18 protein-coding genes are annotated in these 22,588 nt (G+C 47.2%); 15 read left to right on the plus strand and 3 right to left on the minus strand.

Annotation, left to right across the window (positions count from 1 at the left end; genetic code table 11):
• Window positions 1–141 precede the first annotated feature (141 nt).
• From tet(Q) to HMPREF9720_RS06265, 7 genes are all read left to right on the plus strand, one after another.
• On the plus strand, window positions 142–2,067 hold the full coding sequence (gene tet(Q) / locus HMPREF9720_RS06235) for a tetracycline resistance ribosomal protection protein Tet(Q) (protein ID WP_004291466.1): 1,926 nt from the start codon (window positions 142–144) through the stop codon (window positions 2,065–2,067).
• Window positions 2,067–4,385: a hybrid sensor histidine kinase/response regulator gene (locus HMPREF9720_RS06240; protein WP_004291467.1), complete on the plus strand. Its 2,319-nt coding sequence runs from the start codon at window positions 2,067–2,069 to the stop codon at window positions 4,383–4,385. Before tet(Q) ends, HMPREF9720_RS06240 begins: the two co-directional genes overlap by 1 nt.
• Window positions 4,378–5,700 carry a sigma-54-dependent transcriptional regulator gene (locus tag HMPREF9720_RS06245; protein WP_004291471.1) on the plus strand — a complete coding sequence of 441 codons (1,323 nt, stop codon included), beginning with the start codon at window positions 4,378–4,380 and terminating at the stop codon, window positions 5,698–5,700. Before HMPREF9720_RS06240 ends, HMPREF9720_RS06245 begins: the two co-directional genes overlap by 8 nt.
• Window positions 5,701–5,979: 279 nt before the next feature.
• On the plus strand, window positions 5,980–6,402 hold the full coding sequence (locus tag HMPREF9720_RS06250; RefSeq protein WP_004291474.1) for a dihydrofolate reductase family protein: 423 nt from the start codon (window positions 5,980–5,982) through the stop codon (window positions 6,400–6,402).
• A 238-nt stretch (window positions 6,403–6,640) separates the two neighbouring features.
• Entirely contained in the window at window positions 6,641–7,246 is a 606-nt protein-coding gene (locus HMPREF9720_RS06255) for an RteC domain-containing protein (protein WP_004304269.1), read from the plus strand.
• Between the two features lie 301 nt (window positions 7,247–7,547).
• Complete coding sequence (locus tag HMPREF9720_RS06260) at window positions 7,548–8,678, plus strand: ATP-binding protein (protein WP_004291480.1); 1,131 nt, start codon at window positions 7,548–7,550, stop codon at window positions 8,676–8,678.
• Window positions 8,679–8,694: 16 nt separating this feature from the next.
• Window positions 8,695–11,949, plus strand: a complete 3,255-nt coding sequence (locus tag HMPREF9720_RS06265) for a P-loop NTPase fold protein (RefSeq protein ID WP_004291481.1) — start codon at window positions 8,695–8,697, stop codon at window positions 11,947–11,949.
• 131 nt (window positions 11,950–12,080) lie between these two features.
• Here the strand turns inward: HMPREF9720_RS06265 and mobC are convergent, their stop codons facing one another.
• Genes mobC through mobA form a run of 3 tightly spaced genes read right to left on the minus strand, consistent with a single transcriptional unit; the run spans window position 12,081 to window position 15,784 of the window.
• Window positions 12,081–14,099: a conjugal transfer protein MobC gene (mobC, locus tag HMPREF9720_RS06270; protein ID WP_004291482.1), complete on the minus strand. Its 2,019-nt coding sequence runs from the start codon at window positions 14,097–14,099 to the stop codon at window positions 12,081–12,083.
• Window positions 14,100–14,129: 30 nt separating this feature from the next.
• Complete coding sequence (gene mobB / locus HMPREF9720_RS06275; protein WP_004291483.1) at window positions 14,130–15,377, minus strand: conjugal transfer protein MobB; 1,248 nt, start codon at window positions 15,375–15,377, stop codon at window positions 14,130–14,132.
• On the minus strand, window positions 15,356–15,784 hold the full coding sequence (gene mobA / locus HMPREF9720_RS06280; RefSeq protein ID WP_004291488.1) for a conjugal transfer protein MobA: 429 nt from the start codon (window positions 15,782–15,784) through the stop codon (window positions 15,356–15,358). Before mobA ends, mobB begins: the two co-directional genes overlap by 22 nt.
• A gap of 421 nt (window positions 15,785–16,205) precedes the next feature.
• Between mobA and HMPREF9720_RS06285 the strand changes: the two genes are divergently transcribed.
• The 8 genes from HMPREF9720_RS06285 to HMPREF9720_RS06320 all read left to right on the plus strand — a co-directional run bounded on the left by HMPREF9720_RS06285 (window position 16,206) and on the right by HMPREF9720_RS06320 (window position 22,583).
• Entirely contained in the window at window positions 16,206–17,255 is a 1,050-nt protein-coding gene (locus HMPREF9720_RS06285; RefSeq protein ID WP_004291492.1) for a ParA family protein, read from the plus strand.
• Window positions 17,256–17,257: 2 nt separating this feature from the next.
• Complete coding sequence (locus tag HMPREF9720_RS06290) at window positions 17,258–17,698, plus strand: DUF3408 domain-containing protein (protein WP_004291503.1); 441 nt, start codon at window positions 17,258–17,260, stop codon at window positions 17,696–17,698.
• A 2-nt stretch (window positions 17,699–17,700) separates the two neighbouring features.
• Window positions 17,701–18,054, plus strand: a complete 354-nt coding sequence (locus tag HMPREF9720_RS06295) for a DUF3408 domain-containing protein (RefSeq protein WP_004291505.1) — start codon at window positions 17,701–17,703, stop codon at window positions 18,052–18,054.
• A 16-nt stretch (window positions 18,055–18,070) separates the two neighbouring features.
• Complete coding sequence (locus HMPREF9720_RS06300; protein WP_004304280.1) at window positions 18,071–18,799, plus strand: hypothetical protein; 729 nt, start codon at window positions 18,071–18,073, stop codon at window positions 18,797–18,799.
• A gap of 201 nt (window positions 18,800–19,000) precedes the next feature.
• The gene (locus tag HMPREF9720_RS06305) at window positions 19,001–19,318 is read left to right on the plus strand and encodes a DUF4134 domain-containing protein (RefSeq protein ID WP_002560983.1); all 318 of its coding nucleotides are present in this window, start codon (window positions 19,001–19,003) and stop codon (window positions 19,316–19,318) included.
• A gap of 10 nt (window positions 19,319–19,328) precedes the next feature.
• Window positions 19,329–19,661: a DUF4133 domain-containing protein gene (locus HMPREF9720_RS06310; protein WP_004291514.1), complete on the plus strand. Its 333-nt coding sequence runs from the start codon at window positions 19,329–19,331 to the stop codon at window positions 19,659–19,661.
• Window positions 19,658–22,162, plus strand: a complete 2,505-nt coding sequence (locus HMPREF9720_RS06315) for a TraG family conjugative transposon ATPase (RefSeq protein ID WP_004291515.1) — start codon at window positions 19,658–19,660, stop codon at window positions 22,160–22,162. Before HMPREF9720_RS06310 ends, HMPREF9720_RS06315 begins: the two co-directional genes overlap by 4 nt.
• Before the next feature lie 40 nt (window positions 22,163–22,202).
• Complete coding sequence (locus HMPREF9720_RS06320) at window positions 22,203–22,583, plus strand: DUF3876 domain-containing protein (RefSeq protein ID WP_004291516.1); 381 nt, start codon at window positions 22,203–22,205, stop codon at window positions 22,581–22,583.
• Window positions 22,584–22,588: the final 5 nt, after the last annotated feature.

The raw sequence follows: 22,588 nt of genomic DNA on the forward strand, positions 1-22,588 counted from the left end.
AATTTTGTAATCGTTATGCGGCAGTAATAATATACATATTAATACGAGTTAGTAATCCTGTAGTTCTCATATGCTACGAGGAGGTATTAAAAGGTGCGTTTCGACAATGCATCTACTGTAGTATATTATTGCTTAATCCAAATGAATATTATAAATTTAGGAATTCTTGCTCACATTGATGCAGGAAAAACTTCCGTAACCGAGAATCTGCTGTTTGCCAGTGGAGCAACGGAAAAGTGCGGCCGTGTGGATAATGGTGACACCATAACGGACTCTATGGATATAGAGAAACGTAGAGGAATTACTGTCCGGGCTTCTACGACATCTATTATCTGGAATGGAGTGAAATGCAATATCATTGACACTCCGGGACACATGGATTTTATTGCGGAAGTGGAGCGGACATTCAAAATGCTTGATGGAGCAGTCCTCATCTTATCCGCAAAGGAAGGCATACAAGCGCAGACAAAGTTGCTGTTCAGTACTTTACAAAAGCTGCAAATCCCGACAATTATATTTATCAATAAGATTGACCGTGCCGGTGTGAATTTGGAGCGTTTGTATATGGATATAAAAACAAATCTGTCGCAAGATGTCCTGTTTATGCAAACTGTTGTCGATGGATCGGTTTATCCGGTTTGCTCCCAAACATATATAAAGGAAGAATACAAAGAATTTGTATGCAACCATGACGACGATATATTAGAACGATATTTGGCGGATAGCGAAATTTCACCGGCTGATTATTGGAATACGATAATCGCTCTTGTGGCAAAAGCCAAAGTCTATCCGGTGCTACATGGATCAGCAATGTTCAATATCGGTATCAATGAGTTGTTGGACGCCATTTCTTCTTTTATACTTCCTCCGGCATCAGTCTCAAACAGACTTTCAGCTTATCTCTATAAGATAGAGCATGACCCCAAAGGGCATAAAAGAAGTTTTCTTAAAATAATTGACGGAAGTCTGAGACTTCGAGACGTTGTAAGAATCAACGATTCGGAAAAATTCATCAAGATTAAAAATCTAAAGACTATTTATCAGGGCAGAGAGATAAATGTTGATGAAGTGGGTGCCAATGATATCGCGATTGTAGAAGATATAGAAGATTTTCGAATCGGAGATTATTTAGGTGCTAAACCTTGTTTGATTCAAGGATTATCTCATCAGCATCCCGCTCTCAAATCCTCCGTCCGGCCAAATAAGCCCGAAGAGAGAAGCAAGGTGATATCCGCTCTGAATACATTGTGGATTGAAGACCCGTCTTTGTCCTTTTCCATAAACTCATATAGTGATGAATTGGAAATCTCGTTATATGGTTTGACCCAAAAGGAAATCATACAGACATTGCTGGAAGAACGATTTTCCGTAAAGGTCCATTTTGATGAGATCAAGACTATCTACAAAGAACGACCTATAAAAAAGGTCAATAAGATTATTCAGATCGAAGTACCACCCAACCCTTACTGGGCCACAATAGGGCTGACTCTTGAACCCTTACCGTTAGGGGCAGGGTTGCAAATCGAAAGTGACATCTCCTATGGTTATCTGAACCATTCTTTTCAAAATGCCGTTTTTGAAGGGATTCGTATGTCTTGCCAATCTGGTTTACATGGATGGGAAGTGACAGATCTGAAAGTAACTTTTACTCAAGCCGAGTATTATAGCCCGGTAAGTACACCTGCTGATTTCAGACAGCTGACCCCTTATGTCTTCAGGCTGGCTTTGCAACAGTCAGGTGTGGACATTCTCGAACCGATGCTCTGTTTTGAGTTGCAGATACCCCAAGTAGCGAGTTCCAAAGCTATTACAGATTTGCAAAAACTGATGTCTGAGATTGAAGACATCAGTTGTAATAATGAGTGGTGTCATATTAAAGGGAAAGTTCCATTAAATACAAGTAAAGACTATGCCTCAGAAGTAAGTTCGTACACTAAGGGCTTAGGCATTTTTATGGTTAAGCCATGTGGGTATCAAATAACAAAAGACGGTTATTCTGATAATATCCGCATGAACGAAAAAGATAAACTTTTATTCATGTTCCAAAAATCAATGTCATTAAAATAATGGAGCGGTCAGGAAATTTCTATAAGGCAATACGGTTGGGATATATACTTATCTCCATTCTTATCGGATGTATGGCATATAATAGCCTCTATGAATGGCAGGAGATAGAAGCATTAGAACTTGGCAATAAAAAAATAGACGAGCTCCGAAAAGAAATAAACAATATCAATATTCAAATGATAAAATTTTCTCTATTGGGTGAAACAATACTGGAATGGAACGATAAAGATATCGAGCATTACCATGCACGGCGTATGGCAATGGACAGTATGCTCTGCCGTTTCAAGGCCACCTATCCAGCAGAGCGCATCGATAGTGTGCGCAGTCTTTTAGAGGATAAGGAACGACAGATGTTCCAGATAGTCCGGTTAATGGATGAACAACAATCTATTAACAAGAAGATAGCCAATCAAATTCCGGTTATTGTACAGAAAAGTGTGCAGGAACAGTCCAAAAAGCCAAAACGAAAAGGTTTCTTAGGCATATTCGGCAAAAAAAAGGAAGTAACTCCAGCAGTATCAACCACTATCCTTCATTCGGTCAATAGAAACGTAATCAGCGAACAGAAAGTGCAGGATCGCCAATTGTCGGAACAAGCCGACAGCCTTGCAGCTCGTAATGCAGAACTTAACAGACAACTGCAAGAATTGATTTGCCAAATAGAAGAAAAGGTACAAACCGAACTGCAAAGCCGGGAAAACGAAATAGTTGCCATGCGTGAAAAGTCATTTATGCAAGTAGGCGGTTTAATGGGATTCGTTCTTCTATTGTTGTTAATTTCCTACATCATCATACATCGTGATGCAAAAAGCATTAAACAATACAAGCACAAGACAACTGATTTGATAAGGCAACTGGAACAATCCGTACAACGGAACGAGGCACTGATAACGTCAAGGAAGAAGGCGGTACATACTATCACCCATGAACTGCGCACACCGCTGACAGCAATAACAGGCTATGCCGGACTGATACGGAAAGAACAGTGTGAGGATAAGTCCGGGCAGTATATCCAAAACATACTGCAATCCTCCGACCGTATGCGGGATATGCTTAACACTTTGCTTGACTTCTTCCGCCTGGACAACGGCAAGGAACAGCCCCGTCTGTCACCCTGCCGGATTTCAGCAATCACGCACACACTTGAAACGGAGTTCATGCCTGTTGCCGTGAACAAAGGGCTGTCCTTGTCCGTGAAGACTGGACACGATGCCATTGTATTGACCGACAAAGAGCGAATAATACAAATCGGGAATAACCTGCTGTCAAACGCTGTCAAGTTCACAGAAGAAGGCGGTGTTTCTTTGATTACTGAATATGATAATGGAGTTCTGACACTGGTCGTTGAAGATACAGGTACAGGCATGACAGAAGAGGAACAGAAACAAGCGTTCGGTGCGTTTGAACGTCTATCAAATGCCGCCGCAAAGGAGGGTTTCGGGCTTGGGCTTGCCATAATGCGTAATATTGTGTCGATGCTTGGCGGAACAATCCGTTTAGACAGCAAGAAAGGGAAAGGCAGTCGTTTCACAGTTGAAATTTCTATGCAGGAAGCTGAAGAACAGCTTGGATATACAAGCAATACACCTGTTTATCATAACAATAAATTCCATGATGTTGTCGCCATTGACAATGATGAGGTATTACTTCTGATGCTGAAAGAGATGTATTCCCAAGAAGGAATACACTGCGACACTTGCACCGATGCTGCGGCACTGATGGAAATGATACGCCAGAAAGAATACAGCCTGTTGCTGACAGACTTGAATATGCCCGATATAAACGGTTTCGAATTGCTGGAACTGTTGCGTTCGTCCAACGTGGGCAATTCACCAACAATCCCGGTGGTTGTGGCAACCGCTTCGGGCAGTTGTAACAAAGGGGAACTATTGGCAAAAGGCTTTGCCGGATGCCTGTTCAAACCGTTCTCCATATCGGAACTGATGGAGGTTTCCGACAGGTGTGCCATAAAAGCGACACCGGACGGGAAACCGGACTTTTCCGCCTTATTGTCCTATGGCAATGAAGCCGTCATGCTGGAAAAGTTGATAACTGAAACAGAAAAGGAAATGCAGGCGGTACGGGATGCAGCAAAAGAAAAAGACCTGCAAAAGCTGGATTCCCTGATCCACCACCTGCGCAGTTCGTGGGAGGTGCTCCGTGCCGACCAACCGCTGAATGTACTTTACGGATTGCTTCGTGGCGATGCTCTCCCGGATGGTGAAGCGTTAAGCCATGCCGTGACTGCCGTGCTGGATAAGGGAGTGGAAATAATACGGTTGGCAGAAGAGGAAAGGAGAAAATACGAAGATGAATAAGACAAAAATAATTGTGGTGGAAGACAACATCGTGTATTGCGAATATGTCTGCAATATGCTGTCACGGGAGGGCTACCGCAATATGAAGGCTTACCACCTCTCAACCGCGAAGAAACATCTGCAACAGGCAACAGATAATGATATCGTGGTTGCCGACCTGCGTCTGCCTGACGGCAGTGGCATAGACCTTTTGTGCTGGATGCGAAAGGAGGGAAAGATGCAGCCCTTCATCATTATGACCGACTACGCCGAAGTTAATACCGCCGTGGAAAGCATGAAACTCGGCTCGATAGACTATATTCCCAAACAGCTTGTGGAGGATAAACTTGTCCCCCTGATCCGTTCCATACTGAAAGAACGTCAGGCAGGACAACGCCGTATGCCTATATTCGCCCGTGAAGGTTCCGCCTTTCAGAAAATCATGCACCGCATAAGGCTGGTAGCCGCCACCGATATGAGCGTGATGATATTTGGTGAGAACGGCACGGGCAAGGAGCATATTGCCCACCTGTTGCATGACAAGAGCAAACGTGCAGGCAAGCCATTTGTGGCGGTGGACTGCGGTTCACTCTCCAAAGAGCTTGCACCGTCGGCTTTCTTCGGACACGTCAAAGGTGCATTTACAGGTGCGGACAATGCCAAGAAAGGATATTTCCATGAGGCGGAAGGCGGCACGTTGTTTCTGGACGAGGTAGGAAACCTCGCGTTGGAAACCCAACAGATGTTGCTCCGTGCCATACAGGAGAGGCGGTATCGCCCGGTCGGAGACAAGGCAGACCGGAATTTCAATGTCCGCATCATCGCTGCTACCAATGAAGATTTGGAGGTATCGGTGAATGAAAAGCGTTTTCGGCAGGATCTTCTGTACCGCCTGCACGACTTCGGGATAACCGTTCCTCCGTTGCGTGACTGTCAAGAAGACATTATGCCGCTGGCAGAGTTCTTCCGTGATATGGCAAACAGAGAGCTGGAGTGTAGCGTGAGCGGGTTCAGTTCCGAAGCACGTAAAGCGTTGCTGACACACGCATGGCCGGGCAACGTGCGGGAACTTCGGCAGAAAGTTATGGGTGCTGTATTGCAGGCGCAGGAAGGTGTTGTCATGAAAGAGCATCTGGAACTTGCCGTGACGAAACCGACCTCTACTGTCAGCTTCGCCTTGCGCAATGACGCGGAGGATAAGGAGCGGATATTGCGTGCGTTGAAACAGGCAAACGGCAACCGGAGTGTCGCCGCAGAACTGCTCGGCATAGGCAGGACAACACTATACAGCAAACTTGAAGAGTATGGACTTAAATATAAATTCAAGCAATCATAGCCCGTAATTCACTGAATTTGGCTATCTTTGCATAACATTTGAGAAAAACGGCGATTGGCAGGAGCTTTTCGCCGCCAACATATAGGATAAGACCGCAAGGCGTTTCAAGCGAAAATCTGGTAAATTGGAACTACGGAGACGATTGCGTGATGCTTATGCTATGCTTACGCATAGCGTGCATTCACGTACTCTCCGTAAAGGCTTTACCAGAGCCATCGCTTGAAGGTAGTGTGAATTGCACGCTACTTTTTTACCCTTGCCTAACGAAAGGAAACGATTATGGGTAAAGTTCAGATTCTCGCCGTACTGACGATGGACGGATGTCTTTCTTCAGAGTTATATGATAAAGCACATCAGGATTTGTGCCTTGACCGTTGCGGTCTTGATGAAATCAGGAAGAAAGCCTTTTACCGTGTGACACCGGACTATTCCATTTCAATGCTGCACGAATGGAGAAAAGACTGCACAAACATCCGTTACCTCGCGGAAGCCACACCGGACACGGCAGACTATATAAACGGACTGCTGCGGATGCACGCTGTGGATGAAATCATACTATACACCGTTCCTTTCATATCCGGAAGCGGACGACATTTTTTTAAGTCGGCTCTGCCAGAGCAACACTGGACGCTTTCCTCTTTGAAAAGCTATCCCAACGGTGTATGTCGCATTATCTATATCCTTGATAAAAAAGCAAGATAGCCAAAATGTGCGGCAAGCATACATTTCTATTTTCAGGAATAGAATAAATGTTCCGATTACAAACAATTTAAGTCGGAGATAATTTGTCCTTGTGAAAAAATACTGAATTTTATACCTCTGAAATCCAGCACTTTGTAAAATTGAGTGTTGGATTTTTTATTTTCTGCCGCGTTTTTTGCCAATTATATTCATGTGCGCACGCAGAAAACAAAGTGTAATTTTCAAAATTGACAGAACCATGAATTATTTCTTGCTGGCGGAAACCGACTTTTTCCGCCTGATAAACGAAGCCGGCGACTGCAATATGGAAACGGCATACACGGCTTTCGCCACCCAAGTGATCGAACTGTGCAACGGCGGCATGGACATGAACCTTACCGTCATCGCGCTTGCCTACATCGAAATCGAGTTGCAGCACCATCCCGTACGTAATCTGTCAGAAGAAAAAAGAGAGATTGCCGCCTACGTCAGCAAGGCTCTGTCTTTCGTAAGAAAGATGCAGAAATTCCTTGCCACGCCCCAAGTGCCACCACTAATATCCGCCAACAACGCAACAGAAACCACCGCCAGCCTTCTTCAATGGACGGGCAATGCCATCGACCTCGTGGAACTTATCTACGGCATAGACGTGATGGGCTGCATCAACAACGGCAATATGCCGCTCAAACAGCTCGCCCCACTTCTCTATAAGATATTCGGGGTTGATTCTAAAGACTGCTACCGCTTCTACACTGATATCAAACGCCGGAAGAACGAAAGCCGCACCTATTTCATTGACAGGATGCAGGAAAAACTGAACGAGAGAATGTTGCGTGATGAGGAGTTGGAGCGGATGAGAAAATAAAAAAATATCCATTACATATGAGAAGACAGGAATACTCGTATCCTGTCTTTTTATTTTCATTTAATTATATATTAATTAGCACAATATATGTGAGTTTTTCATTCCTATAAGGACAAATTTCAGAAACGTATGTCTGGTAAATTATTGAGTCATCATAGTATGAACATATATCATTACTAAAAACAATGAAACAACTTCCATAAGATTGTGGTTGTAAAAATCGCCATTTAATAGCCCGTTTTTTTTGTAAAATTCGCCAATTAAAAAAATATGATTATCTTTGCATTATATTTTATAAGGTATGGAAACAGTAAATAGAATACTTCAAGAGAAGATTACAGCACGAATCGCGCCCAATAAAGCAGTACTGATTTTTGGTGCTCGCCGTGTTGGTAAAACGGTAATGATGCGTAAAATTGTGGACAACTATTCAGGTAGGACGATGATGCTCAACGGCGAAGACTACGACACATTAGCACTATTGGAGAATCGCTCAATAGCCAATTATCGGCATTTATTGGATGGTATTGATTTGCTGGCTATTGATGAGGCACAGAACATACCACAAATCGGTAGTATTCTGAAGTTGATAGTTGATGAAATACCGGGAATAAGTGTCTTGGCAAGTGGTTCTTCGTCATTCGATTTGCTGAATAAGACTGGTGAACCGTTGGTCGGCCGCAGTACGCAATTTCTCCTTACACCATTCTCGCAACGGGAAATCGCACAGACGGAAACGGCACTTGAAACCCGCCAGAACCTCGAAGCGCGCTTGATTTACGGTTCCTATCCCGAAGTAGTAATGATGGAGAACTATGAACGTAAAACAGACTACCTACGTGATATTGTCGGTGCATACCTGCTTAAAGATATCTTAGCAATTGACGGCTTAAAAAATTCGAGCAAGATGCGCGATCTACTGCGATTGATAGCTTTTCAGTTGGGCAGCGAAGTTTCTTACGAAGAGTTAGGTAAACAACTCGGCATGAGCAAGACGACCGTTGAAAAATACCTCGACCTATTGGAAAAGGTCTTCGTTATCTATCGTCTGGGGGCTTATTCGCGTAACCTACGCAAGGAGGTTACAAAAGCTGGCAAGTGGTACTTCTACGACAACGGCATTCGCAATGCCATTATCGGGGCTTTCTCACCGCTGGCCATTCGGCAGGATGTCGGTGCGCTGTGGGAGAACTACATCATCGGAGAGCGGCGCAAAGCGAACTTCAATGAGGGACTGCACAGGGAGTTCTATTTCTGGCGCACCTACGACAAACAGGAAATCGACCTGATTGAGGAGAGTGCCGACAGTCTTACCGCCTTGGAGTTCAAGTGGGGAAATAAAATGCCGGCCGCACCGAAAGCCTTCCAAGAAGCCTATCCCTATGCCGAGTTTCATGTGGTAAATCGGGAGAATTATTTGGAGTTCGTATAATCAATAAATTACGTATATGGAAACAAAACTACAATCCAAACAGCAATATCCGCGGTTTATCCAAAATAAACCGTGTGGTATTGACAAATTCGATGGAGGTTCGCAAGAAAGGTTGGCAAAAACTATTGCTCGCCATTTTTGTCAGAATGATTCATTGGATGAGGAATGTACTTTACCTCGAATTATCGGCATCGAAGGTATTTGGGGATCTGGAAAATCCAACGTGGTTAAAATGTTGGAACGTGAATTATCAGACGACTATTACTTTTTTGAGTATGACGCATGGGGACATCAAGAGGACTTGCAACGCCGCTCTATATTGGAATTGCTTACAAGCAAACTTATTGATGATGGTATCCTATCTGGAAATGCAACAATAAAAGTCAAAGGTGGAGGTACGAAAACCGTATCATGGTCTGAAAAGCTGAAATATTTATTAGCCCGTAAAACGGAGACCGTAACCGAAAAATATCCCCTTATCAGTAATGGTATGGTTGCGGCATTTTTGGTTGCAGTTTTAACTCCGATATTTACATTTATTGCGTATGCAGTAAAACCTACACCCACAACATGGTGGTTTTCTTTATTGTCTATTATCATAGCTGCACTGCCAGTTCTTATTGCATTGTGCGTTTGGAAATGGGCATATAGCAAAGATCATAAATATGGATGGAGTTATATGTTAGCTATTTATCAAGATAAAGTCGAAAAGGACGTTTGCTATGAGACTTTGAGCGAAGACGAACCAACGGTTTACGAGTTCAAAACATGGATGCAAGACATTTCTGATTTTATCAAGGAAAAAGGACAACGTAAATTAGTCCTTGTTTTTGACAACATGGATCGTCTCCCCGCTGAAAAAGTAAAAGAATTATGGTCTTCTATCCATACGTTCTTCGCCGATAGCGGTTTTGAAAATGTTTGGGCTGTTATTCCTTTCGATGAAACACATTTAGCTTGTGCATTCGGAGATGAGACCGACGAACAAACGAAACAACTGACCAAGTATTTTATCAATAAAACTTTCCCTATTGTTTATCGTGTTGCTCCTCCTGTTATTACCGACTATCGAAGTATATTCAACAAACTGTTTGTTGAAGCATTTGGAGAAACAGAAAATGAAGCGAAAGAAACTATAAATCGGATATTCAGATTGGTAAATCCTAATGCCAATGTTAGGGAAATTATATCATATATCAATGAGATGGTCGCTCTTAAACAAGAGTGGTGTAACGAAATTTTGATGATAAACATAGCATTGTTCTGTTTGAAGAAGACGGATATTCTGGCAAATCCAGTAGAACAAATATTGTCCGGCGACTATCTGAATGGCATTCAAACAATAATTAACAATGATCTGCAAACACAACGCGAAATTGCAGCTTTGGTATATGGTGTCGATGTTGAAGATGCTCGACAAATTCCATTGAAAAAATATATTGAAGGCTGCATCAACGGAGAAGAAGACCACGACATAAATCAATATGCAGAGACTAATAAACAATTTGACACTGTATTAGAAGAAGTTATACAATGTATGGACAATGCGCTTATCGATAAGATTATACATTGTTTGCATAAATTAACTCGAAAGAGCGATGTTATTCTGCGTGTATGGCAAAGAATAGCACAATTGAAATTAAAAGAATCCATAGAGAAGCAGGTGTTCCCTGTCGAATACCAAGAACTGCTGTTGCATTTAGACACGGAAAGCCAAAACCATGTGATTGCTCAATTATATAAGAAGATAGTTCGGTTCAATGACTTCAATGGCGGCGACTATTTCAAAACGTTAGATGCAATAGACAGGTTTATTGCGCAAAATAAGTTGGCGTGCGATTTTACGTCATTGATTGAAGCAAAAACAGTCAAGCCAAATACATTTATCGATTATATTCAAGCTGCAAATGCAACAGATGCTGCCTATCGGGATAACGCGACAACTAAAGCATATAAATATTATCAAGTAGCAACAAATTCGGAGGCGCTCGATAATTATTTGGCAAACTTACTACCCGATAATTTCGACCATGCAGATATTGTAAAAACGTTAAAAGATAATTCTACCTATACGTTTCCAACGCTTTTGCAAGCGATCACGAATTGCATTGATGAACAGAATGTAAATAAAGATAATATAGGGGCTATATTTACAACCTATCGTTTATTGGCATCTGACGAAGAAAGACCTTTACCTGTAACGTTAGATTCAACCTACATAAATCAGTTGCATTCTGAATTAGAAACTGATGGCCGAAACATTAAAGAGTCTGGATATTACGATTTAGTCGCCATGCAATTGGCACATGGTCATTCCGTTTCCTTAATAGAGGGTGGAGATATAAAATATGTTGCAGAACTCATGGACTATTATGTGGATCATGGAGACTTATTAGTAAATAGTGTGGGATGGAATATACCGCTATTAAATGAAACACTACAATACATGGTAAATCATAAACTTGGCTATAAATTATTGCTCTCAGACATATTGCCCCAATTTGAAGATATTAAGAACAGAATAGGTGTAACGGATGAGGTATTTATCGAGCATTTAGCAGAGTGGAATACCGATTTGGATAAGTATATCACTAAGAACAATATTAAAGATGTAATTCCTGACGCATCTTTTTACGATTTGACCACTAAAATAAGCAATGTCCTGACCGATCATATCAATAAAATAGCGTTCGAAGCGTTGTCTGAAATAAGTGTTGATACATTATACGCCCAAAGAACAGCACATACATCATATTATTGGTTTGTCGCAATAAAACATTTACTGGCTAAAATCAAATCCTTGCCAGATAACTTGACTGAATTTGGCAAAAAGATTCTGATGGATATTGCTTCTGGAACTCAAAGTTTGAATCCTTTCCCTAATTGTTTCAAGAATATAGTTGAAAGATTGGATAAACGAAAAATTAAATCGACAGTTACCGATATAAGAAATGATTTCTGCATCGGTAAAAAGACTATCAATGCAATAAAGTTTCAATTTTTCGAAACATGGCTTAGATCGCATGGTAATTTGAAAAGTCAAGCTGGAGACGTTATTGATAAAATAGTGAAACCTGTAATTTCCGATGGGGCATGCCGTTCATTGATTCTGCAAAACAAAGATTTTTATATGGATTTAATAAATACAGCAGGGGATGATGCTTATGAATTGAAAAAGAGTCTCCGAAACCTCATACAAAAAGATTCAGATCCGCAATTGGTTAAATTTGTCAATTCGATAGATTCAGTACCTGAGGTTGAAACCGCGTAAGTATTTGTCTAACAAGTCCGAATTTTACGATTTTACCCGTCAGAACTGAAGTGCCCCCCAAAAAAATTGTATCCAACTTTTGGGGGTCACTTCAAACTTCGATAGGGATAATTTTCAATTTTGGGGACTTGTTAGACAGTCTCATTATCTGGTAGCAGTTTACACAGCACCGGATCGTTTTTGATACGCTCCAGTTCCTCCTGCACAATCTGCTTCACCTCTTCCTTGATGCGCCGGTAGTTCGCCTGCACCGTTTCCTTCATGCGGTCGTTGCCGTCCTCGTCCGTGAAGTTTGTAATGACGGGAATTTTCTTGTAGGCACTTTCTTCCCGTTTCACCTTTTCGGCATCCACCACAATCTCGCAATGAAAAATCTTCTGCTCGATACGCTCGTTGAAGTTGTCGGATACAGAACCGACAAACATTCCCTGCGTAAGCCCGGAAATCTTACTCGGTGGAATGAGCGCGTCCATCTGCGTGTTGATGGAGGTGGAAACATCCTGCCGGTTGATGGAGATGGACTGCCGTTTCTGCAACACCTTACCGAACCGCTCGGAGAGCGTCTTGGCTGTTTCCCCCACCACCTGACCGGAGAAAATATTGCCGACAGTGTTCATCACCACTTTCGCCTCTTTGTCCCCGTAGTCACGCACTAACTGGCTGAAATCCTGAAAGCCCAGACACACGGCAACCTTGTTGCTTCGGGCGGTAGCTATAAGATTGTCCAACCCTTTGAAGTATATTGTGGGCAACTCGTCGATGATGACCGATGACTTCAGCATCCCCTTCTTGTTGATGAGCTTCACGATACGGGAATTATACAGACCGAGTGCCGCACCGTAGATATTCTGACGGTCGGGATTGTTACCCACGCAGAGGATTTTCGGCTCTTCGGGATTGTTGATGTCCAGCGTAAACTCGCTGTCTGACATCACCCAGTAGAGCTGCGGTGAAATCATCCTCGAAAGCGGGATTTTTGCCGACGCTATCTGACCCATGAGCTGCTCCGCAGCCCCTCCAAGCCACGCATCCATGAACGGCGAAAGGTAGTTCTCCAGCTCCGGATAAGAGGTCAGTATCGGAAATATATCCTCGTAACGGCGGTTCAGAAACTCGATAGCATGGGGAAACGTGCAAAACTTCCCGTTCTGATAGATTTTGAGATACCAGATAATACTGGCAAACAGAATGATAGGTGACTCCACGAAGAAGTCGCCCTGCTTTTGCACCCACGTTTTATTGAGGTTGAGCATTATTGTGTAGGCACTCTCATAGGCATCCGTAATATCTTCCATAAAATCCGGGTGAATGGGATTGCACCGATGAGAGCGTCGCGGGTCGTCGAAGTTGATCACATAGAACTTCGGCTTTACCTTGTAGCCGTCCGGGTGGTTCAGCAAATGGTTGTAGGCAATAGTAGATAGGTCGGGATACTTGAAATCGTAGATGTATTGACTAAAGCCCTTTTCAATCTGTTGCTTGATAAAATTGTTTACCACGGCATAGGACTTGCCGCTGCCCGGCGTACCCAACACGATGGACGCACGGAAGGGATTAACTACATTGATCCAACCGTTGTTCCAGCGTTTCCTGTAATAGAAACGTGTCGGCAGATTGACCGAATACTCGCTTTCGATAAGCCTCGTTTCCTGCATGAAACTCTCGTTCTCGTTGTTGAAAACATCCTCCATCAAATTGTGTTTCAACAGGCGGCTCATCCACAGACCACCCATCAACAGGCAGACATAGCCCGTTCCAATGGTAAGGACATACAGTCCCGTCACCGCTTCAAGCGGCAGCGGCAGGGGCAGCAACCACCAGTTCAGGAAAAACAGCACGAACCCGACGGCAAATGCTGTCCAGATTCTCCCCCAAGTGATTTTCTCACCCTTGACACCCTTCGTACCCAGACAGGACAAGGCAAGCAAAAGGACGGAAAACAGCTTCGTGTAGAGAATGGAATGGAACAGCCCCGCCGTGCGGTCGAAGTTCAGAAGGATTTTGTCCACCACGCCGATGTTCACGCCCCACAGCCGGATGGCTTCGTAGCAGAACCAGTACACGTTCATGACCACTAAAATGATACTCACGGCACGCAGAAAATCCATGATTTTCGCCAATGCCCTCAAATCGTCTTCTTGTTGTGACATACATTGATTTTTTAATTGTTGATACTCTGATTACATACCCAAGCCCTTGCGTTTTTTCTTCTTTTTGCGCTTCATCGCCCGGATGAAAGCCTCTTCCTCGGCATCTACCGCCGGACCTTCGGGAGTGAGCAAGCCCATACCGCCCGATATATCTTCACTGTCGTAGGCGGTCTGCCCGTGTGCCTTGTCCGCAGCATCCACAGGGATGGATAGCGGTATCGGCGGTTGTCCGGCGTATGGCAGGGTGAAGTGTTCCTGCAAGGCATTCGCCGAAAGCTCCTTACCCATGCGCGAACCGTTCAGCACGCATCCCGTGCGGTGGTCGATGAAGGTAGCCCCATAGATGCGCCCTTCCTCTGTGTAGCGCAGTACGGTGTCGATGCCCTTCTCTTTGAGTTGGGATACAAATTTGTCCTTGTCATAAGTGCCTTGCAGCACGGAAAGGACGGTGCGTTTCGTCATGTCTGCCAGTTTCCTATCCTTGATTTCCGATTTGGAACGGACAAACTTCTTCTGTACGGCTTCATAGCCTGCGGACTTCCCGAAAAGCGAGGATTTGAACGGGTTGCCCACCTTGTTACCCTTGTCGTCCGTGACGGAATAGACCAGCCCGTGATACTCCCGTCCGCGCACGTTGCCCCTCGCTTCCTCCACCGTCATATTATATAAGGAAAGGAGCGCACGGTATTCGCCCATCGTCTGGAAACGGTACTGCCCATTCAGAGCCTTCACGGTGTTGCCTACCTGCTTCTTCACATCACCTGCCGATGCGGCCACCTTGCGCAACGGATTATCCAATCTCTGATTTTTACGTTCTGCCGGATGCAATCCGTACTTCTGTTCCAGTTCCCTGCGGATACGGTCGCTGCGGCGGTAGAGAAAATCCCGGTTGAGCCTTTTCCCGTTCTCGTCCACGTTGACCGTCACGATGTGCAGGTGGTGGCGGTCGATGTCCTCGTGCTTGAATACAAGATAAGGCTGGTTTCCGAAACCGAGTTTTTCCAGATACTCGCGGGCGATATTCTGCAACTCAATATCGGTCAGCACATCCTCCGGGTGCGGGTTGAGAGAGATATGCACCACCGGCTTCTCGATCTTCATCTGCGGTGGCAGGAAGGTGAGAAAACCCTCCATCGCCTTGCCTATGTCCACCGTTCCCGAACCGTCATTGTAGATGCGGTTGGTGGTGAGAAGCCGCCCCTGCGCCTCGTTAATCTTCTCCCCGTTGTAGGCAATCGCGCCGTACAACGAACTTCCTACACTGATTTTTGCGACCATTTTGCCTCCATTTCCCTTGAAAGTTCCACAATCCGGCGGCTCAGTTTCACGAGTTCGACGGTGTGTTGCTCTAATTTGTAGAGCAACGCCATCGCCTTTTTCTCTGAAAAATGCAGCCTCAGTTCCTTCACGACTTGGTTGTAATTCGTACCCACGGCACGGAATTGTGCATGAAAATCCGACAGTTTGGTGTAATAGTCCACCAACGTCTTGTCCACCTTCAGCACCTTGAACGGTTGCCCGAAGAAGTGCGCTTTGAGGAAAACAGACCGTGCATAGACACCCGATTTTCCGAACATGGCGAGGAAACGGTTGTGTTCCTCCTCGTTGAAACGGACGGTGTACCGGTACACCGCCGGATCAAGTTTGGGATTTCTCCCTGATTTGCTTTTCCTTTTCTCTTTCATATTACTTTGGATTTAGCGGATTGACGGCATAAGCCGCCGCTTCGGATTACAGCACCGCAGTTCTGAAAGGCTTCCCGACTTCGGAGGGAAAGCCCGCCCCCTGCAAGGGCAAGTGCTTTTCGTGGCTGCTCAAAATATTTTGAGCGGCTGAAAAGACATCTTGCTATGTTCAGGTGAACATAAAAATCCGTCAGGGGACGGATTGGGAAAATACCTTTCAGGACTCCGGGCCGCGCGTCATCGGCGAACCCTGCTGTCCGGGTGCAAAGTTACGCCCTTAAAGCGGTATCGGACAGATGCTTGACCCGGTCAATGACTGCCAACCGGCGCAACGTGCCGCCACTTGCCGGAGAAGTGATACAGGTTCCAAAATATACTTGTTTATTTGCAGCATGATTCAAGAAACGAACGATTTGAAGATATGATAAACGGAACATTCAAATACCCGGAAATCCGCTTCTTCGGATACTTGCCGAAACGGATACCCGAACCGTCGGAAACCCGGTTCTCCGACAATTCGGTGACGTATGGATTCAATGACTTCATGACGCAATGTCGTCAATCACCATTTGTCCGACGCACCGCTTCACCACAGAACCGGATACGCGACGACCCGCCTGCGTGTGTAGTCACGGAAGCGGATGGTGCGACAGCCAAATCCGTATGGAAACAGAAAAACAAATCATCAACAATTAAAATAAATGGAACTATGAGTAAGGAAATCTTCGTTGCATTCGCAACACAGAAAGGTGGCATCGGCAAATCCACTGTCACGGCACTTGCCGCCAGCTACCTGCACAACGTGAAAGGCTACAATGTCGCCGTCGTGGACTGCGACGACCCGCAGCACAGCATCCACGGGCTGCGCGAACACGAAATGGGGCTTATCGACAGCAGCACCTACTTCAAGGCTCTCGCTTGCGACCATTTCCGCCGGATCAAAAAGAACGCCTACACCATCGTCAAAAGCAATGCGGTGAACGCCCTCGACGATGCCGAGAGGATGATTGCCACTGAGGACGTGAAACCCGACGTGGTGTTCTTCGACATGCCCGGCACACTCCGAAGCAACGGCGTGATAAAGACGCTCTCGCAGATGGACTACATTTTCACTCCGCTGAGTGCCGACCGCTTTGTCGTGGAGAGTACCCTGAAATTCGTCACGATGTTCCGCGACAGGCTGATGACTACCGGACAGGCGAAAACAAAGGGGCTGCATCTGTTCTGGACGATGGTGGACGGCAGGGAGAGGAACGACTTGTACGGCATCTACGAGGAAGTGATAGCCGAAATGGGCTTTCCGGTACTTTCCACCCGCTTGCCCGACAGCAAGAAGTTCCGCCGTGACCTTTCGGAAGAGCGCAAGAGCGTTTTCCGCTCCACCATCTTCCCGATGGACACGGCACTGCTGAAAGGGAGTGGCATCCGGGAGTTTTCCGAAGAGATAAGCGACATCATCAGACCGCAGTGAGCATGGGCAGCAGGAAAGTGAACACGGAAGGCATCGACGAGGAACTGCTGTTAGCCTCCATCGGGCGGCGCACACAGGACGGGACACTGCGCCCCGCACAGGAAGTACCCGCAGCTGCACCGACCGAAGAGGACACCGCCGCACCGGAACCATCTCCTGTGCAACCCGTAACACGGGAAAAAGCGCAGAGGGAAAGTGGACGCCGGAAAAGGCAGGACGAGGACTACAACGAGCTATTCCTGCGCCGCAACGAGATAAAGACCCGCCAATGTGTCTATATCAGCCGTGACGTCCACGGCAAGATCCTCAGAATCGTGAACGACATCGCCGGAGGGGAAATCTCAGTAGGCGGATATGTGGATACCGTGCTGCGCCAGCATCTGGAACAGCACAAGGAGAGAATCAACGAACTGTACAAGAAACAACGTGAAGATCTGATTTGAAAATGGAAAAAGAAATGACACCGAATGAAAAAAGACCACAGCAAGACTGCGGAGGTATGTTTACCCAAGTGCAGGCGAGTGTGGAAATACTGTCGCCTGTCCCGGTAAGCGGCAAATGCAGTGAGAAGGACTATGAACGCCTGTTCATCCGCGACCCGGAAGTAAAGGCACGTGAGGGGAAGATGGCGTATGTGCGCCCGGAGTACCACGAGCGTATCATGCGTATCACCCGTGTAATCGGGCATGACCGGCTTACGCTGTCCGCTTACATCGACCATGTGCTGACGCACCACTTCAACCAGTGCGAAGATGCGATAAAGAGCCTTTATGCCCGAAATTACAATTCAGTATTCTAACCAAAAACGGAAGGATATGAATTACACAATCAGCATGACAGACATTCTGCTGGCGGTATCGGTCGGCTGCAACCTCTGGTTCCTGTTCCTGCTCCTTTACGAGCGCATCATGGACACGCGGATTGTCCGCTTCTTCAAGGGCATTGTCGGATTATGGCGGTCACTGGACGGGAATGAGGCTAAACGCATAGCGGCACACGAGGAAGTCCCTGCGGAAAAGGCGGACATCATCGGCAAGAGCCGTTTCAGGATGGCATCCACCCGGACAACCGCTGCCATACCGACGCAAGAAGCCGCCACTATTGAAAAAGGCATTGAGCTGTCGGAGGAAGAGGCTACTTTTGACGACGGAAAAACGGGAAACGCATCCCGCCCGGCACAAGTCCCGGAGGAAAAACTCGATGAGACCTTCACGAGCATACCGCCGGAGGAACTGGGATACGGGGACGACGAACCGGAAGAGGACGCCTCGGACACGCCACGGGCTTCGGGCAGCAGCTTTGACGAGATTGACGACGCCTGCAAGACCGCCAAAAACCCGGACGCGACACAGGCGGAACGTGAAAAGGCGGCTAAGGTGTTCACCGACATGGAGGGCACGGAGTTGTACGAGAAAATGATGGAAGGCTCTTCGGAGATAGGCATCCGCATCAAGGGGCTTATCGAGATTCGGCTGAAGAAATCTGAAAAGGAGTTCGTCGTGCCGGACAACATCGAGGAGTTCGACATTCGCAACTATGTATGACAACAATAAAAGAAATGAACATGAAAGAATGACATCAACCCACGCGGCGAGGAAACGCAAGGCGCATCCCCATCCGCAACGGACACGCCCACGTCCGTGGAAACAAACGGGCATCCACTAAAACCAAAGTAAAGAAACAAAGTATCAACCGCCCGACAAAGGACCATCCACCCTTTTGACGGCAAAAAACAAGAACAGTTTATGAACAAGAACATCTTGAAAAACAGAAAAGCAATCCTCTCCGCGGCACTTGTCATCGCCGCAACCGCCTCCGCTTTCGCGCAGGGAAACGGCATCGCGGGCATCAACGAAGCCACCTCTATGGTGAGTTCTTATTTCGACCCCGGAACTAAACTGATATACGCCATCGGTGCAGTCGTCGGGCTTATCGGGGGCGTAAAAGTGTACGGCAAGTTTTCATCGGGCGACCCCGACACCAGCAAGACAGCCGCCTCGTGGTTCGGCGCGTGCATCTTCCTGATTGTTGCCGCCACCATCCTGCGCTCATTCTTCCTTTAATAAATAATGTATGGCTGAATACCCAATCAACAAGGGTATCGGCCGTCCGGTAGAGTTCAAGGGCTTGAAGGCACAGTACCTCTTCATCTTCTGCGGAGGTCTGCTGGCTCTCTTCGTCCTGTTCGTCATCCTCTACATGGTCGGTATCGACCAGTGGATATGTATCGGCTTCGGCGCGGCATCGTCCTCCCTCCTTGTATGGCAGACCTTCGCGCTGAACGCCCGGTACGGTGAACACGGGCTGATGAAATTAGGAGCGGCACGGAGCCATCCCCGATACCTTATCAACCGGCGGCGGATAACCCGTCTGTTCAAACGACAACGAAAGGAAGAAAGACAATGAGGAATACATCGAAAATGACAACACTGGAAAACAGGTTCCCACTTTTAGCGGTGGAGCATGGCTGCATCATCTCAAAGGACGCCGACATCACGGTGGCTTTCGAGGTGGAACTACCGGAACTTTACACCGTGACGGGTGCGGAGTACGAGGCGATACACAGTTGCTGGTGCAAGGCTATCAAGGTGCTGCCGGACTACTCCGTCGTCCACAAACAGGACTGGTTCATCAAGGAACGCTACAAACCGGAGCTTCAGAAGGACGACATGAGCTTTTTAAGCCGCTCTTTCGAGCGTCACTTCAACGAGCGTCCGTACCTGAAACACACCTGCTACCTCTACCTGACCAAGACAACAAAGGAGCGTAACCGGATGCAGAGCAATTTCAGCACGCTGTGCCGGGGACATATCATCCCGAAGGAGCTGGACAGGGAAACCACGACCAAGTTCTTGGAAGCCTGCGAACAGTTCGAGCGCATCATGAACGACAGCGGGCTTGTCAGGCTGCGCCGCCTCTCCACCGATGAGATTGTGGGTACTGAGGGAAAGACGGGACTTATTGAACGCTACTTCTCGCTCATGCCGGAAGGTGACACCACCTTGCAGGACATCGAGCTTTCGGCAAGGGAGATGCGCATCGGCGACAACCGCCTGTGTCTGCACACCCTCTCCGACGCGGAAGACCTGCCGGGCAAGGTGGCTACCGACACCCGTTACGAGAAGCTCTCCACCGACCGGAGTGACTGCCGACTGTCATTCGCCTCCCCGGTGGGGCTTCTGCTCTCCTGCAACCATATCTACAACCAGTATGTGCTGATAGACAACAGTGAGGAAACCTTGCAGAAGTTCGAGAAGTCCGCCCGTAACATGCAGTCGCTATCTCGCTATTCAAGGAGCAACAGCATCAACCGCGAGTGGATAGACCAATACCTGAACGAAGCCCATTCCTACGGACTGACCTCGGTACGGGCACACTTCAACGTCATGGCGTGGAGCGACGATGCGGAGGAACTGAAGCATATCAAGAACGACGTGGGCAGCCAGTTGGCAAGCATGGAATGCGTGCCGCGCCACAACACCATCGACTGCCCGACACTCTACTGGGCGGCGATACCCGGCAATGCGGCGGACTTCCCGGCGGAAGAGAGTTTCCACACCTTCATCGAACAGGCGGTGTGCCTGTTCACAGAGGAAACCAACTACCGCAGCTCGCTCTCGCCCTTCGGCATCAAGATGGTGGACAGGCTCACGGGAAAACCGCTGCACCTTGACATCTCCGACCTGCCCATGAAGCGAGGTATCACGACCAACCGCAACAAGTTCGTGCTGGGTCCTTCGGGCAGCGGCAAGTCTTTCTTCATGAACCACCTCGTGCGCCAATATTATGAGCAAGGCGCACATGTGGTATTGGTGGACACGGGAAACTCCTATCAGGGCTTGTGCGGCATGATCCGACGCAAGACAGGCGGAGCGGACGGTGTGTATTTCACCTACACGGAAGATAAGCCCATCAGCTTCAACCCGTTCTACACCGACGATTACATCTTCGACGTGGAGAAGAAGGACAGCATCAAGACCCTGTTGCTGACGCTCTGGAAGTCGGAGGACGACAAGGTGACAAAGACGGAGAGCGGCGAGCTGGGCAGTGCCGTGAGTGCCTATATTGAGCGCATCCAATCCGACCGTAGCATCGTGCCGTCGTTCAACACCTTCTACGAGTATATGCGTGACGACTACCGCAAGGAACTGGCACAGCGTGACATCAAGGTGGAGAAGTCCGACTTCAACATCGACAACATGCTCACCACCATGCGGCAGTATTACCGGGGCGGGCGTTACGATTTCCTGCTCAACTCCACGGAGAACATCGACCTGCTCGGCAAGCGGTTCATCGTCTTCGAGATAGATTCGATTAAAGAAAACCGCGAACTGTTCCCCGTCGTGACCATCATCATCATGGAAGCCTTCATCAACAAGATGCGGCGGCTGAAAGGCGTGCGGAAACAGCTTATCGTGGAAGAGGCTTGGAAGGCCCTCTCATCGGCGAACATGGCTGAATATCTGCGCTATATGTATAAGACGGTCAGAAAATATTACGGCGAGGCAATCGTGGTGACGCAGGAGGTGGACGACATTATCAGTTCTCCGGTGGTCAAAGAGAGCATTATCAACAACTCGGATTGTAAAATCCTGCTTGACCAAAGGAAATATATGAACAAGTTCGACCAGATACAGGCGTTGCTCGGACTGACGGAAAAGGAGAAGTCGCAGATACTCTCCATCAACATGGCGAACAACCCTTCACGGCTCTACAAGGAGGTGTGGATAGGCTTGGGCGGCACGCAGTCGGCGGTCTATGCCACGGAGGTCAGCGCGGAAGAGTATCTGGCGTACACCACCGAGGAAACGGAAAAAGTGGAGGTTTACCGTCTGGCGGAGAAGCTGGGCGACGACATCGAAGCCGCCATCCGGCAGCTTGCCGAAAGGCGGAGAAACAAGGAATAACTAAAAAACAGAATGTATCAACCAAAAAAGAAAAACGCGTATGAATTTACCAAAAGTGAAAATGCTGCAAGTCAGCAAGTGCCTTATCGGATTGGCGGTCATGATGCTGCAATCCTGCGACGTGGCCGACAACCGCCGCGACATGCTGTGCGGGAACTGGGAGAGCGTGGAGGGAAAACCTGACGTGCTTATCTACAAGGAGGGCGAAGCCTACAAAGTGACGGTGTTCCGTCGTAGCGGTCTGCGCCGCAAGCTCAAGCCGGAAACCTATCTCTTGCAGGAGGAGAACGGCAACCTGTTCATGAACACCGGCTTCCGCATCGACGTGTCCTACAACGAGGCCACGGATGTGCTGACTTTCTCGCCAAACGGGGACTATGTGCGGGTGAAGCCGCAGCCGGGACATCCGACCGAAGAATAACAACC

This window comes from Alistipes sp. HGB5, assembly GCF_000183485.2.
In the GTDB taxonomy this organism is placed as follows: domain Bacteria; phylum Bacteroidota; class Bacteroidia; order Bacteroidales; family Rikenellaceae; genus Alistipes; species Alistipes finegoldii.